Origin of the sequence: Variovorax sp. N23, from assembly GCF_025486315.1 — a bacterium.
In the GTDB taxonomy this organism is placed as follows: Bacteria; Pseudomonadota; Gammaproteobacteria; order Burkholderiales; family Burkholderiaceae_C; genus Variovorax.
On sequence record NZ_JAOOPY010000001.1, the window covers coordinates 182,852 to 196,094 of the forward strand.

Annotated in this window: 14 protein-coding genes; 1 reads left to right on the top strand and 13 read right to left on the bottom strand. The window is 65.4% G+C overall.

Annotated features, from left to right (window positions below; translation table 11 throughout):
• Window positions 1-77: 77 nt before the first annotated feature.
• The 13 genes from asd to N8A90_RS00870 form a co-directional block, all read right to left on the bottom strand.
• A complete protein-coding gene (gene asd, locus N8A90_RS00810; protein WP_262072742.1) occupies window positions 78-1,247 on the bottom strand; it encodes an aspartate-semialdehyde dehydrogenase in 1,170 nt (389 codons plus the stop codon).
• Between the two features lie 94 nt (window positions 1,248-1,341).
• A complete protein-coding gene (leuB, locus tag N8A90_RS00815; protein WP_262072743.1) occupies window positions 1,342-2,454 on the bottom strand; it encodes a 3-isopropylmalate dehydrogenase in 1,113 nt (370 codons plus the stop codon).
• Window positions 2,455-2,491: 37 nt separating this feature from the next.
• Window positions 2,492-3,142 carry a 3-isopropylmalate dehydratase small subunit gene (gene leuD / locus N8A90_RS00820; protein ID WP_262072744.1) on the bottom strand — a complete coding sequence of 217 codons (651 nt, stop codon included), beginning with the start codon at window positions 3,140-3,142 and terminating at the stop codon, window positions 2,492-2,494.
• A gap of 15 nt (window positions 3,143-3,157) precedes the next feature.
• Complete coding sequence (leuC, locus tag N8A90_RS00825; RefSeq protein ID WP_262072745.1) at window positions 3,158-4,579, bottom strand: 3-isopropylmalate dehydratase large subunit; 1,422 nt, start codon at window positions 4,577-4,579, stop codon at window positions 3,158-3,160.
• Window positions 4,580-4,617: 38 nt separating this feature from the next.
• Entirely contained in the window at window positions 4,618-5,574 is a 957-nt protein-coding gene (locus N8A90_RS00830; RefSeq protein WP_262072746.1) for a LysR substrate-binding domain-containing protein, read from the bottom strand.
• A 178-nt stretch (window positions 5,575-5,752) separates the two neighbouring features.
• Window positions 5,753-5,893, bottom strand: coding sequence for an entericidin A/B family lipoprotein (locus tag N8A90_RS00835; RefSeq protein ID WP_262072747.1), 141 nt, complete (start codon window positions 5,891-5,893; stop codon window positions 5,753-5,755).
• A gap of 162 nt (window positions 5,894-6,055) precedes the next feature.
• Window positions 6,056-7,366: a citrate synthase gene (gene gltA, locus N8A90_RS00840; RefSeq protein WP_262072748.1), complete on the bottom strand. Its 1,311-nt coding sequence runs from the start codon at window positions 7,364-7,366 to the stop codon at window positions 6,056-6,058.
• A 56-nt stretch (window positions 7,367-7,422) separates the two neighbouring features.
• The gene (locus tag N8A90_RS00845) at window positions 7,423-7,701 is read right to left on the bottom strand and encodes a succinate dehydrogenase assembly factor 2 (protein WP_262072749.1); all 279 of its coding nucleotides are present in this window, start codon (window positions 7,699-7,701) and stop codon (window positions 7,423-7,425) included.
• A 19-nt stretch (window positions 7,702-7,720) separates the two neighbouring features.
• On the bottom strand, window positions 7,721-8,422 hold the full coding sequence (locus N8A90_RS00850; protein ID WP_262072750.1) for a succinate dehydrogenase iron-sulfur subunit: 702 nt from the start codon (window positions 8,420-8,422) through the stop codon (window positions 7,721-7,723).
• Between the two features lie 37 nt (window positions 8,423-8,459).
• Window positions 8,460-10,271, bottom strand: coding sequence for a succinate dehydrogenase flavoprotein subunit (sdhA, locus tag N8A90_RS00855; protein WP_262072751.1), 1,812 nt, complete (start codon window positions 10,269-10,271; stop codon window positions 8,460-8,462).
• 4 nt (window positions 10,272-10,275) lie between these two features.
• Window positions 10,276-10,641, bottom strand: coding sequence for a succinate dehydrogenase, hydrophobic membrane anchor protein (gene sdhD / locus N8A90_RS00860; protein WP_262072752.1), 366 nt, complete (start codon window positions 10,639-10,641; stop codon window positions 10,276-10,278).
• 13 nt (window positions 10,642-10,654) lie between these two features.
• Complete coding sequence (sdhC, locus tag N8A90_RS00865; RefSeq protein ID WP_262072753.1) at window positions 10,655-11,101, bottom strand: succinate dehydrogenase, cytochrome b556 subunit; 447 nt, start codon at window positions 11,099-11,101, stop codon at window positions 10,655-10,657.
• A 197-nt stretch (window positions 11,102-11,298) separates the two neighbouring features.
• Complete coding sequence (locus N8A90_RS00870) at window positions 11,299-12,054, bottom strand: GntR family transcriptional regulator (protein ID WP_262072754.1); 756 nt, start codon at window positions 12,052-12,054, stop codon at window positions 11,299-11,301.
• Between the two features lie 188 nt (window positions 12,055-12,242).
• Here N8A90_RS00870 and N8A90_RS00875 point away from each other — a divergent pair, with 188 nt between their 5' ends.
• Window positions 12,243-13,232 carry a malate dehydrogenase gene (locus N8A90_RS00875; protein WP_262072755.1) on the top strand — a complete coding sequence of 330 codons (990 nt, stop codon included), beginning with the start codon at window positions 12,243-12,245 and terminating at the stop codon, window positions 13,230-13,232.
• Window positions 13,233-13,243 lie beyond the last annotated feature (11 nt).

Below are 13,243 nucleotides of genomic sequence, written 5' to 3' on the forward strand. Positions count from 1 at the left end.
GTGCGCGCCAACTTCGGCATGGTCTACCCGTTGCAGCAGAGCAACGGGCGCCCATTTCTGGGCCCCCGTGTGAAGTATTACGCGTTCAGCAGGATGCGCAGCATGCGGCGCAGCGGCTCCGCAGCGCCCCAGAGCAACTGGTCGCCGATGGTGAACGCGCCCAGGTATTCCGGCCCCATCGCCAGCTTGCGCAGTCGACCGACCGGGATGCTCATGGTGCCGGTCACGGCGACGGGGGTCAGGTCCTTGACGGTCGCTTCCCGGGTGTTGGGCACGACCTTGACCCATTCGTTGTCGGCTGCAATCAAGGCCTCGATGTCCGCCACCGGGACGTTCTTCTTGAGCTTGAAGGTCAGCGCCTGGCTGTGGCAGCGCATGGCGCCGACGCGCACGCAGAAGCCGTCCACGGGAACCGGGGCGACATCGAAGCCCGGCCCCTGGCCCAGGATCTTGTTGGTCTCGGCGCCGCCCTTCCATTCTTCCCTGGACATGCCCCACTCGGCATCGTCCGAGTTCTTGCCGATCCCCAGGTCCTTGTCGATCCAGGGGATGAGCGAACCGCCGAGCGGCGCGCCGAAGTTCGCCGTCTCGCTGGCCGACAGGGTCTGCTGCTTGTGCAGCACCTTGCGGTCGATTTCCAGGATGGCCGACTTCGGGTCGTCCAGCAGCGCGCGCACTTCGGCGTTGAGCGTGCCGAACTGCGTCAGCAGCTCGCGCATGTGCTGCGCGCCGCCGCCCGACGCGGCCTGGTAGGTCATGCTGGTCATCCACTCGACCAGACCGGCCTTGTAGAGCGCGCCCACGCCCATCAGCATGCAACTCACGGTGCAGTTGCCGCCGATCCAGTTCTTGCCGCCCTTGGCCAGCGCGTTCTGGATGACCGGCAGGTTGACCGGGTCGAGCACGATGATCGCGTCGTCGCTCATGCGCAGCGTGGAGGCGGCGTCGATCCAGTGGCCGTTCCAGCCGGCCGCGCGCAGCTTGGGGAAGACTTCGGTCGTGTAGTCGCCGCCCTGGCAGGTGATGATGATGTCGCACTGCTTGAGTGCGTCGATGTCGTGCGCGTCCTTCAGGGTCGTCTCGTTCTTGGTCATCGCCGGGGCCTTGCCGCCGGCGTTGGAGGTCGAGAAGAACATCGGCTCGATGAGACCGAAGTCGCCTTCGGCCTGCATGCGGTCCATCAGGACCGAGCCGACCATGCCGCGCCAGCCCACGAGGCCGACCAGAGGTTGAGATGCGTTCGCCATTTGAATATGCCCTTCGAAGAAAAAACTAGGAGATCAGGTTTTCTTGGCGCCCGGCTCGTCGAGCCGGGGAGGGGCGTGACGAAGCGGGCTGCGGTTAGCCGGTAATGCTCGTCTTTTTGATGACGGAAGAAGAGAGTGCTGCTACGACCGCGTCGCCCATCTCGCGGGTGCCGACCCGCTTCGTGCCTTCCGACCAGATGTCGCCGGTGCGCAGCCCGGAGGCGAGCACCGACTTGACCGCCGACTCGATTCGGTCGGCAGCTTCGGGTTGTTGGAGGGAGAAGCGGAGCATCATGGCAGCGGACAGGATTGTAGCCAATGGGTTGGCGACCCCCTTGCCGGCAATGTCGGGCGCACTGCCGTGGCTCGGCTCGTACAGGCCCTGGCTGCTCGCATTGAGCGAGGCCGAGGGCAGCATGCCGATCGAACCGGTCAGCATGGCCGCCTCGTCCGACAGGATGTCGCCGAACATGTTGCCGGTGACCACGACGTCGAACTTCTTGGGCTCCTTGACCAGTTGCATGGCTGCGTTGTCGACGTACATGTGGTCGAGCGCGACGTCCGGGTATTCCTTGCCGACCTCGGTCACGATGTCCTTCCAGAACTGGAAGGTTTCGAGCACGTTGGCCTTGTCGACGCTGGTCACGCGCTTGCTGCGCTTGCTGCGCTTGCGGGCGGCTTCGAAGGCGACGCGGGCGATGCGCTCGACCTCGGGGCGCGAGTAGCGCATCGTGTCGAAGGCTTCCTCGGCGCCGGGGAAGTGGCCGTCGACCGCGGTGCGGCGGCCGCGCGGCTGGCCGAAGTAGATGTCGCCGGTCAGCTCGCGAATGATCAGGATGTCGAGGCCGGCGATCAACTCGGGCTTGAGGCTCGATGCGTCGACCAGTTGCTCGTAGCAGATGGCAGGGCGGAAGTTGGCGAACAGGCCCAGGTTCTTGCGCAGGCCGAGGATGGCCTGCTCGGGGCGGAACTGGCGCTCGAGCGTGTCGTACTTCCAGTCGCCGACGGCGCCGAACAGCACCGCGTCGGCTTCCTTGGCGAGCTTCAGCGTGGCCTCGGGCAGCGGATGGCCATGTGCGTCGTAGGCGGCGCCGCCGACCAGGGCGGTTTCCATCTCGAAGTCGAGCTCGAGCGCGTCGAGCACACGGACGGCTTCCGCGACGATTTCGGTGCCGATGCCATCACCGGGGAGGACTGCGATTTTCATGAAGGGTCTGTCTCGTTCAGGTTGAAATGAAGGGCGCTCACACCAGCGAGGCCTTGGCCAGCCAGGGCTTGGTCGCGAGGCGTTCGGCCTCGAAGGCCTTGATCTTGTCCTTCTTCTGGAGCGTCAGGCCGATGTCGTCCAGGCCGTTGATCAGGCAGTACTTGCGAAAGGCCTGCACGTCGAAGGCGAGCTCGGTGCCGTCCGGCTTGACGATCACCTGGCGTTCCAGGTCGACGGTGAGCGTGTAGCCCGGAAAGGCAAAGGTCTCGTCGAACAGCTGGGCGACCTGTGCCTCGGGCAGCACGATCGGCAGCAGGCCGTTCTTGAAGCTGTTGTTGAAGAAGATGTCGGCGTAGCTCGGCGCGATGATGGCGCGGAAACCGTACTGGTCCAGCGCCCAGGGCGCGTGCTCGCGCGACGAACCGCAGCCGAAGTTCTTGCGCGCCAGCAGCACCGAGGCGCCCGCGTAGCGCGGCTGGTTCAGCACGAAGTCCGGGTTCGGCTTGCGGCTGGCCGGGTCCTGGCCCGGCTCGCCGTGGTCGAGGTAGCGCCATTCGTCGAAGAGGTTGGGGCCGAAGCCGGTCTTCTTGATCGACTTGAGGAACTGCTTGGGAATGATCGCGTCGGTGTCGACGTTCTCGCGGTCCATCGGCGCCACGAGGCCCTGGTGCACGGTGAATTTCTGCATGGTTTATCTCCTGGCTCAGGCGAATTGGCGGACGTCGACGAAGTGGCCGTGCACCGCGGCGGCGGCGGCCATCGCCGGGCTCACCAGGTGCGTGCGGCCGCCGGCGCCTTGCCGGCCTTCGAAGTTGCGGTTGCTGGTGCTGGCGCAGCGCTCGCCCGGCTCCAGCCGGTCGGCGTTCATGGCCAGGCACATCGAGCAACCCGGCTCGCGCCACTCGAAGCCCGCGGCCTTGAAGATCACGTCGAGGCCTTCGCGCTCGGCCTGTTCCTTCACCAGGCCGGAGCCGGGCACCACCATCGCGAGCTTGACGTTCTTCGCGACCTTCTGGCCCAGCTTCTTCACCACGGCAGCGGCTTCGCGCATGTCCTCGATGCGGCTGTTGGTGCAGGACCCGATGAACACCTTGTCGATGAAGATGTCGTTCATCGGCTTGTTCGGCTCGAGGCCCATGTAGGTCAGCGCGCGCTCGATGGCGCCGCGCTTGTTGGCGTCCTTCTCCTTGTCGGGGTCGGGCACGCGGCCGCTGATGGCCGTCACCATTTCGGGTGAGGTGCCCCAGGTGACCTGCGGCTGGATCTGCGTCGCGTCGAGTTCGACCACCTGATCGAAGTGCGCGCCGGGGTCGGACTGCAGTGTCTTCCAGTAGGTCACGGCATGGTCCCATTCGACGCCGGTCGGCGCGAGCGGGCGGCCCTTCACGTAGGCGATGGTCTTCTCGTCCACCGCGACGAGGCCTGCGCGCGCGCCGGCCTCGATCGCCATGTTGCAGACCGTCATGCGGCCTTCCATGCTCAGGTCACGGATGGCCGAGCCGGCGAATTCGATCGTGTAGCCCGTGCCGCCTGCCGTGCCGATGCGCCCGATGATGGCCAGCACGATGTCCTTGGCGGTGCAGCCCAGCGGCAGCTTGCCCTCGACCTTCACCAGCAGGTTCTTGGCCTTCCTGGCGAGCAGTGTCTGCGTGGCCATCACGTGCTCGACTTCGCTGGTGCCGATGCCGTGCGCCAGTGCGCCGAAGGCGCCGTGGGTGGAGGTGTGCGAGTCGCCGCAGACCACCGTCATGCCCGGCAGCGTCGCGCCCGACTCGGGGCCGATCACGTGCACGATGCCCTGGCGCTTGCTCAGGAAGGGATAGAAGGCGGCGGCACCGAACTCGGCGATGTTGCTGTCGAGCGTGGTGATCTGCTCCTTGCTGATCGGGTCTTCGATGCCGTCGTAGCCGCGCTCCCAATGGGTCGTCGGCGTGTTGTGGTCGGCCGTGGCGACCACCGAGCTGATGCGCCACAGCTTGCGGCCGGCCACGCGCAGGCCCTCGAAGGCCTGCGGGCTGGTCACTTCGTGCACCAGGTGGCGGTCGATGTAGAGGATCGAGGTGCCGTCGTCCTCGGTGTGGACGACGTGTTCGTCCCAGAGCTTGTCGTAGAGCGTGCGTGCCATGACTGTCTTCTTTCGTGGGGGAGGGTGAGGGGTCGTGCTCAGGCTGCGAGCCCGAGCGTTTCTTGTTCGGAGGCGGCGCCGGATGCCTGCAGGTGGGCCACCAGCGCACGTGCGGCCACAGGCAGCGTCGAGAAATCGCGTGCGACCAGCCGGATCTCGCGCCGCGCCCAGGGGTCGGTCAGCTCGATGCTGACCAGCCGCTGGCCGATGCCGCCGCGCATGAGCTCGAAGGCATGGCCGGGCATCACGCCGATGCCCAGGCCGTTCTCGATCATCCGGCACATCGCGTCGAGGCCGGTCACATGGATCCGCAGCTTGATGCTGCGACCCGCGTCGAGCGCGGCCTGCCGCGTGGCCACATAGATCGAGCTGTTCGTGTGCAGGCCGACGTGGTCGTACTCCAGCGAGTCCGCGAAGGCGATCGCGCTGCGGCTTGCCAGTGCGTGGTCGGCCGGCACGATGAGCACGAGCCGGTCGTGCCGGTAGGGCAGGCTCTGCAGGTCGCTGGCACCTTCGCCGGCGTGGCAGATGCCGAGGTCGGCCGCGCCCTCGTGCACCGCGCGCAGCACCTCGGTGCTCAGGTGCTCCTCGAGGTCGATCTTGATGGCTTCATGGTCGCGGCGGAAGGCGCCGAGATCCTCCGGCAGGAACTGCACGATGGCCGAGATGTTCGCGTGCACCCGCACGTGGCCGCGCACGCCGTCCGCGTATTCGCTGAGCTCGCCCTGCATCTTCTCCAGGCTGTAGAGCACCGAACGGGCGTGGTGCAGCAGGCTCTCGCCGGCGGGCGTGAGGTCCACGCCGCGCGCATGGCGGTAGAGCAGCGGCGTGCCCAGCGTGGCCTCGAGGTCGGACAGCCGCTTGCTGATGGCCGAGGCCGCGATGAACTCCCGCTCTGCCGCGCGCCCGATGCTGCCCAGCTCGCACACCGCCACGTAGAGCTGGAGCGAGGTCAGGTCGATTCGGCGGGCGAAGGTCCGTTCGGACGCGATCACGGCATCGTGTGGGAAGAGGTGGGGTTGCTATTCTCCCTGAGAGAGTCGGCTCTTGCCATCGTGATCCGAGATGGCCCGATTGCCGTCCGGCGATGAGGCCCGGGCGGGGTGCTCGCCCGGAAAGAAAAAGCGGGCTCGAGGCCCGCTTTCTTGCGCCGTCGATGGCGGTCGATGGTCTTTACTGGCGCTTCTTGGCGGCGTCTTCCATCTTTTCGCCACCCTTCTGGATGTCCTGACCGGCACCCTTCACGGTGTTGCAGCCGGCCAGGGGGACGCCGAACGCAAAAACAACGGTGATCAGTGCGGTAAGTCTTTTCATGACAGAACTCCTTCGAGCAGTTTGTTGACGGTAATGAGCATGGAGTCACCCTCCGCCGACGAAGTTATCGAGGCGAGCGCGTCATCCCTGTAAGCCAAGACGCAAAAAAGCTGCCCGAAGGCAGCTTTGCGAGGCGAAGGCCGAGGAGGCCTCCTGGGGCGTTCAGCGTTGGGCGATGGGCTTCACGTCGCGCGGGGTGAAACCTTCGAACAGCTGGCGCGGACGGCCGATCTTGTACTCCGGGTCGCCGATCATCTCGTTCAACTGGGCGATCCAGCCGACCGTGCGCGCCAGGGCGAACACGGCGGTGAACAGCGGCACCGGAATGCCGATGGCGCGCTGCACGATGCCCGAGTAGAAGTCGACGTTCGGGTAGAGCTTGCGCGACACGAAGTATTCGTCTTCCAGCGCGATCTTCTCGAGGGCCATGGCCAGCTTGAAGAGCGGGTCGTTTTCCAGGCCCAGTTCGCTCAGCACTTCCTTGCAGGTTTCCTGCATCAGCTTGGCCCGCGGGTCGTAGTTCTTGTACACGCGGTGGCCGAAGCCCATCAGCTTGACGTTGGAGTTCTTGTCCTTGACCTGCTTGATGAACTCGCCGATCTTGTCGACGCCACCCGCCTTCTGGATGTCGTAGAGCATGTTGAGCGCCGCCTCGTTGGCGCCGCCGTGCGCCGGGCCCCAGAGGCAGGCCACGCCGGCTGCGATCGCCGCGAAGGGATTGGTGCCCGACGAGCCGCACAGGCGAACGGTCGAGGTCGATGCGTTCTGCTCGTGGTCGGCATGCAGGGTGAAGATGCGGTCGAGCGCGCGCTCGAGCACCGGGCTCACCTTGTACTCCTCGCACGGCGTGGCGAACATCATGTGCAGGAAGTTGCCCGCGTAGCTCAGGTCATTGCGCGGGTACATGTACGGCTGGCCGATCGTGTACTTGTACGCCATGGCCACCAGCGTGGGCATCTTGGCGATCAGGCGGATCGCGGCGATCTCCCGGTGCTTCGGATTGTTGATGTCCGTGCTGTCGTGATAGAAGGCCGACAGCGCGCCGACCAGGCCCGTCATGATGGCCATCGGGTGCGCATCGCGGCGGAAGCCACGCAGGAAGAACTGCATCTGCTCGTTGACCATCGTGTGGTTGGTCACGAGCTTGGTGAACTCCTGCTTCTTGCCGGCGTCGGGCAGTTCTCCGTACAGCAGCAGGTGGCAGGTCTCGAGGAAGTCGCAGTTGGTGGCGAGCTGTTCGATCGGGTAGCCGCGGTAGAGCAGTTCGCCCTTGTCGCCGTCGATGTACGTGATCGCCGACTGGCACGACGCCGTCGACATGAAGCCCGGGTCGTACGTGAACATGCCGGTCTGTGCGTACAGCTTGCGGATGTCGATCACGTCGGGGCCCATCGTGCCCTTGTAGACCGGCAGGTCGACGTTGTCTCCACCGTTGCTGAAGGACAGGGTGGCTTTGGTGTCGGAAGCTTTCATTTCGACTTTCTTTCTCTTGAGATTGATGTTCGGGAAGACTTGAACAGGGCGCGTGGTCACACGCGCATCAGCCGCAGCAGTTCGACCACGTCCGCCCCGGCCCATGCGGGCTCGGGCTCCTTTCGCTGCAAAAGGAGATCGAGCAGATCGTGATCCGACAGATCCATCAATGTCTCCATCGCCTTCGCCTGGCGCACGGTCAGGCGGCTTTCGTGCTGCTCGAAGAAGCGCGCGATGAAAAGGTCGTTCTCCAGCAGGCCGCGTCGCGTGCGCCATTTGAGCTTGCTGAGCGCGCGGGCGCCCAGCGGCTGGTCGAGATCGGCGTCGGCGTGCATGTGGCGGATGCTTCCCGGGTCAGATGGCGCGACGCACCATCAGTTCCTTGATCTTGCCGATGGCCTTCGTCGGATTCAGGTTCTTCGGGCACACGTCGACGCAGTTCATGATCGTGTGGCAGCGGAACAGGCGGTACGGGTCTTCGAGGTTGTCCAGGCGCTCGGCGGTGGCTTCGTCGCGGCTGTCGGCGATGAAGCGATAGGCCTGCAGCAGGCCCGCGGGGCCGACGAACTTGTCCGGGTTCCACCAGAAGCTCGGGCAGCTCGTCGAGCAGCTCGCGCACAGGATGCACTCGTAGAGGCCGTCGAGCTCTTCGCGCTCTTCGGGGCTCTGCAGGCGCTCCTTCTCGGGCGGCACGTTGTCGTTCTGCAGGTACGGCTTGATCGAGTTGTACTGCTTGAAGAACTGCGTCATGTCGACGATCAGGTCGCGGATCACCGGCAGGCCAGGCAGCGGCTTGAGCACCACGGTGCCCTTGAGCGTGTTCATGTTGGTCAGACAGGCCAGACCGTTCTTGCCGTTGATGTTCATCGCGTCGGAACCGCAGACGCCTTCGCGGCAGGATCGGCGGAACGACAGCGTCGGGTCCTGCGCCTTGAGCTTCATGAGGGCGTCGAGCAGCATGCGTTCGTGGCCGTCGAGTTCGATCTCGATGGTCTGCATGTAGGGCTTCGCGTCCTTGTCCGGGTCGTAGCGGTAGATCTGGAATGTGCGCTTCATCGTGTGGACCTTGTGAGTGCTTTTTGTGAGCTGAGCGTCAGAACGTGCGGACCTTGGGCGGCACGCTGTCGACGGTCAGGGGCTTGAGCCGGACGGGCTTGTAGGCGAGGCGGTTGTCGCCGCTGTACCAGAGCGTGTGCTTCATCCAGTTCGCGTCGTCGCGGCCGAGCGGTGCGACCGGGTCGTCGGCGGGCCGCTCGTAGTCTTCCACCGTGTGGGCGCCGCGGCATTCGGTGCGGGCGGCGGCCGACACCATGGTGGCCTGGGCCACTTCGATCAGGTTGTCGACTTCCAGCGCCTCGATGCGCGCCGTGTTGAACACCCGCGACTTGTCCTTGAGCGTGATCGCCTTGACGCGCTCGCGCACCTGGGCGATCTTGCCCACGCCTTCGTTCATGGAGGCCTGCTTGCGGAACACCGCCGCATGCTGCTGCATCACGGTGCGGATCTCGTTGGCCACGTCCTGGGCGTATTCGCCGCTGGTCGAGGCTTCGAGCTGGTTCAGGCGCTCCAGCGTGCGGTCGGCCGCATCGGCCGGCAGCGGCTTGTGCTCCTTGAGCTTGTCGTTGAACTGGACGATGTGGTTGCCGGCCGCGCGGCCGAACACCAGCAGGTCGAGCAGCGAGTTGGTGCCCAGGCGGTTGGCGCCGTGCACGCTCACGCAGGAGCATTCGCCCACGGCATAGAGGCCGTTCACCGCCACGCTCTGGTTGTCCGCATCCTGCAGCACGACCTGGCCGTTGATGTTGGTCGGGATGCCGCCCATCTGGTAGTGGATGGTGGGCACGACCGGGATCGGTTCCTTCGTGACGTCGACGTTCGCGAAGTTGATGCCGATCTCGTAGACCGACGGCAGGCGCTTATGAATCGTTTCGGCGCCCAGGTGGTCCAGCTTCATGTGGATGTAGTCCTTGTTGGGACCGCAGCCGCGACCTTCCTTGATCTCCTGGTCCATCGAGCGCGACACGAAGTCGCGCGGTGCCAGGTCCTTCATGGTCGGCGCATAGCGCTCCATGAAGCGTTCGCCATTGCTGTTGAGCAGGATGGCGCCTTCGCCGCGGCAGCCTTCGGTCAGCAGCACGCCGGCGCCGGCCACGCCGGTGGGGTGGAACTGCCAGAACTCCATGTCCTGCAGCGGGATGCCCGAACGCGCGGCCATGCCCAGGCCGTCGCCCGTGTTGATGAAGGCGTTGGTGGAGGCCTGGAAGATCCGGCCGGCGCCGCCGGTGGCCAGCAGCACGGTCTTGGCCTGCAGGATGTGCAGGTCGCCGGTTTCCATTTCCAGCGCGGTCACGCCGACCACGTCGCCTTCGGCGTCGCGGATCAGGTCGAGGGCCATCCATTCGACGAAGAACTGGGTGCGGGCTTCGACGTTCTTCTGGTAGAGCGTGTGCAGCATCGCATGACCGGTGCGGTCGGCGGCGGCGCAGGCGCGCTGCACCGGCTTCTCGCCGTAGTTCGCGGTGTGGCCGCCGAACGGACGCTGGTAGATCGTGCCGTCGGGGTTGCGGTCGAAGGGCATGCCGAAGTGCTCGAGCTCGTACACCACCTTCGGGGCTTCGCGGCACATGAACTCGATCGCGTCCTGGTCGCCGAGCCAGTCGGAGCCCTTGATCGTGTCGTAGAAGTGGTAGTGCCAGTTGTCCTCGCTCATGTTGCCGAGCGAGGCACCCACGCCGCCTTGTGCGGCGACCGTGTGCGAACGCGTGGGGAACACCTTGGAGAGCACGGCCACGTTGAGGCCGGCGCGCGCCAGTTGCAGCGAGGCACGCATGCCCGAGCCGCCGGCGCCGACGATGACGACGTCGAACTTGCGCTTGGTGATTTGGTCTTTGGTATAGGCAGTCATGGGGTCACAGTCTCCAGAGCACTTGAATGGCCCAACCCGCGCAACCCACAAGCCAGACGATCGTGAAAATTTGCAGGGCGAGTCGGATGGCGACCGGCTGGACGTAGTCCATCAGCACGTCGCGCATACCCACCCATACGTGGTAGAGGATCGAAGCGATCACCACGAAGGTGAGGACTTTCATCCATTGGGTCGAAAAGATACCGGACCAGGTGTCGTAGCCGATCGGGCCGCGCGAGAAGAGCAGCTGCGCCAGCACCAGGATGGTGAAGAGGGCCATCAGGCCACCGGTGATGCGTTGGCTGAGCCAGTCGCGCAGACCGTAGTGCGCACCGACGACGATGCGCTTGGTGCCGTAATTCACAGACATGTCGGGTTCCTTCTCAGTACAGGCCGAAGAGCTTCGCGCCGAGGACGACGGTCAGCAGGATGCTCAGGGCGAGCGTGGCGATGGCGGAGCTCTTGCCGAACTCCTTGTTCACCGCGGCGTGGCTCACGTCCATCCAGAGGTGGCGCAGGCCGGCGATGAAGTGGTGCAGGAAAGCCCAGATGAGTGCCAGCGCCACGAGCTTCATGAACCAGCCCGGAACGAAACCAAGGCCGCTGTTGAAGGCGGCCTTGAAGCGCGAAAACGAGATCTCGGAGGAGACGGAGGCGTCGAACATCCAGATGATGAACGGCAGCAGCAGGAACATCAGGACGCCGCTGACGCGGTGCAGGATCGAGACGATGCCGGCGGGCGGGAGGCGGTAGGTGGTGAGATCGGTGAAGGCATTGATGTTGCGGAACTCGCGTCTCGGCGGACGGGGTGTTTTGGCAAGCTCTGTCATGGGGGGCTTTCGTTGCTTTTTCGGGGTGGCTGCTTGTCTTCGACGGAAATGCAAACAACGCAAAATTCTATTGCAATGCACCATCGGGCAGCGGACGTCGCCGCGTCACCGCACTGGAATGGTCGGACGCTGCCGGGTCCGATGCGTTGTTGGCGGGCAGGCTGCTCCCTGCCGGTGCGTGGTGTTGGCGATTCACTTCAACCCAATTCGTTGCGGTAGTGGTGGGTGTCGGTGCGGTAGAGGCCGCGCCGAAGTTCCATCGGGGTGTCGTTGTAGGTGTGCGCGACGCGCTCGACGCTCAGCAGCGGCGTGCCGGCGGCGACATCGAGCAGCAGGGCCTGCTCAGCATCGGGCAGCACGGCGCGGATCTTCTCCTCGGCGCGCACCATGCGCACGCCGAATTCGGCCTCGAACATCGCGTACATCGGCCCGCGCGATGCGCGCAGCCGTTCGGCCGTGAGCCCCTTGAAAAAGGCGCCCGGCAGCCAGAGGTCTTCGAGGATGGTCGGGACGCCGGCATAGGCCAGCACGCGGCGCACCTGAAGCACGGCGTCGCCGGTGCGCAGGGCCAGCGCACGTGCCACGTCGGCGGAGGCGCGCAGCCGCTTGCAGTCGACGATGGTCCGCTCGGCCGGGCCTTCGGTGGCGGTGTCGCCGCTGTCGGGCACCAGCTTCAGGAAGCGGTACTGCACCTGCTGCTCGGCATGGGTCGCGACGAAGGTGCCCTTGCCCTGCCGGCGCAGCACGAGGTTCTCGCTGGCGAGTTCGTCGATGGCCTTGCGCACCGTGCCCTGGCTGACGCGAAAGCGCGCCGCCAGGTCCATCTCGCTGGGAATCGGCTCGCCCGGCTTCCATTCGCCCGCCTGCAGGCTCTGCAGGATCAGCGCCTTGATCTGCTGGTACAGCGGACTGAAGGACGGCGTGGCGGGGTCGGGGAGGGTGGGCGTGTTCATGGCGGCTCGCGCACCGTGCGGCGTGCAGACGGGGCGTATCTTATATAAGACATAAGACCCGTGCACCCGAAACCGCGAATCGGCATAAAATGCGAGGCTGTTCCGCCACACGGGTCAGCCCGCTGCGGGCACGCCGGCAGCCGCAGTGCTGGCCGACACCGTTTTCACCACCTTCTGGAGTCTTTCCCATGAGCAAAAAGCCTGTTCGCGTTGCCGTCACCGGCGCCGCCGGCCAAATCGGTTACGCCCTGTTGTTCCGCATCGCCTCGGGCGAAATGCTCGGCAAGGATCAGCCGGTCATCCTGCAACTGCTCGAAGTGCCTGTCGAAGGCCCGCAAAAGGCGCTCAAGGGCGTGATGATGGAGCTCGACGACTGCGCCTTCCCGCTGCTGGCCGGCATGGAAGCGCACAGCGATCCGATGACCGCCTTCAAGGACGCCGATTACGCGCTGCTGGTCGGTTCGCGTCCGCGCGGCCCCGGCATGGAACGCGCCGAACTGCTGGCCGTCAACGGCGCCATCTTCACGGCACAGGGCGCTGCGCTCAACGCCGTGGCCAGCCGCAACGTCAAGGTGCTGGTGGTCGGCAACCCCGCCAACACCAACGCCTACATCGCGATGAAGAGCGCACCGGACCTGCCGCGCAAGAACTTCACCGCCATGCTGCGCCTGGACCACAACCGCGCTGCCAGCCAGATCGCTGCCAAGACCGGCAAGGCCGTGGCCGACATTGAGAAGCTCACCGTCTGGGGCAACCACTCGCCCACGATGTACGCCGACTACCGCTTCGCCACCATCAAGGGCGAGAGCGTCGCCAAGATGATCAACGACCAGGAATGGAACGCCAACACCTTCCTGCCGACCGTCGGCAAGCGCGGCGCTGCCATCATCGAGGCGCGCGGCCTGTCGTCGGCCGCTTCGGCTGCCAACGCCGCCATCGACCACATGCGCGACTGGGCGCTGGGCACGAATGGCAAGTGGGTCACGATGGGCATCCCGTCGGACGGCCAGTACGGCATCCCGAAGGACGTCATGTTCGGCTTCCCGGTCACCTGCGAGAACGGCGAGTACAAGGTCGTCGAAGGTCTGGCCATCGATGCCTTCAGCCAGGAGCGCATCGACAAGACGCTCAAGGAACTGACCGACGAGCAGGCCGGCGTCGCCCACCTGGTCAAGTAAGCACGGCCCAC

Coding starts and splice junctions, on each gene's coding strand:
- asd (WP_262072742.1), bottom strand. CDS start 1,247: ATGGCGAACGCATCTCAACCTCTGGTCGGCCTCGTGGGCTGGCGCGGC.
- leuB (WP_262072743.1), bottom strand. CDS start 2,454: ATGAAAATCGCAGTCCTCCCCGGTGATGGCATCGGCACCGAAATCGTC.
- leuD (WP_262072744.1), bottom strand. CDS start 3,142: ATGCAGAAATTCACCGTGCACCAGGGCCTCGTGGCGCCGATGGACCGC.
- leuC (WP_262072745.1), bottom strand. CDS start 4,579: ATGGCACGCACGCTCTACGACAAGCTCTGGGACGAACACGTCGTCCAC.
- N8A90_RS00835 (WP_262072747.1), bottom strand. CDS start 5,893: ATGAAAAGACTTACCGCACTGATCACCGTTGTTTTTGCGTTCGGCGTC.
- gltA (WP_262072748.1), bottom strand. CDS start 7,366: ATGAAAGCTTCCGACACCAAAGCCACCCTGTCCTTCAGCAACGGTGGA.
- N8A90_RS00845 (WP_262072749.1), bottom strand. CDS start 7,701: ATGCACGCCGACGCCGATCTCGACCAGCCGCTGGGCGCCCGCGCGCTC.
- N8A90_RS00850 (WP_262072750.1), bottom strand. CDS start 8,422: ATGAAGCGCACATTCCAGATCTACCGCTACGACCCGGACAAGGACGCG.
- sdhA (WP_262072751.1), bottom strand. CDS start 10,271: ATGACTGCCTATACCAAAGACCAAATCACCAAGCGCAAGTTCGACGTC.
- sdhD (WP_262072752.1), bottom strand. CDS start 10,641: ATGTCTGTGAATTACGGCACCAAGCGCATCGTCGTCGGTGCGCACTAC.
- sdhC (WP_262072753.1), bottom strand. CDS start 11,101: ATGACAGAGCTTGCCAAAACACCCCGTCCGCCGAGACGCGAGTTCCGC.
- N8A90_RS00870 (WP_262072754.1), bottom strand. CDS start 12,054: ATGAACACGCCCACCCTCCCCGACCCCGCCACGCCGTCCTTCAGTCCG.
- N8A90_RS00875 (WP_262072755.1), top strand. CDS start 12,243: ATGAGCAAAAAGCCTGTTCGCGTTGCCGTCACCGGCGCCGCCGGCCAA.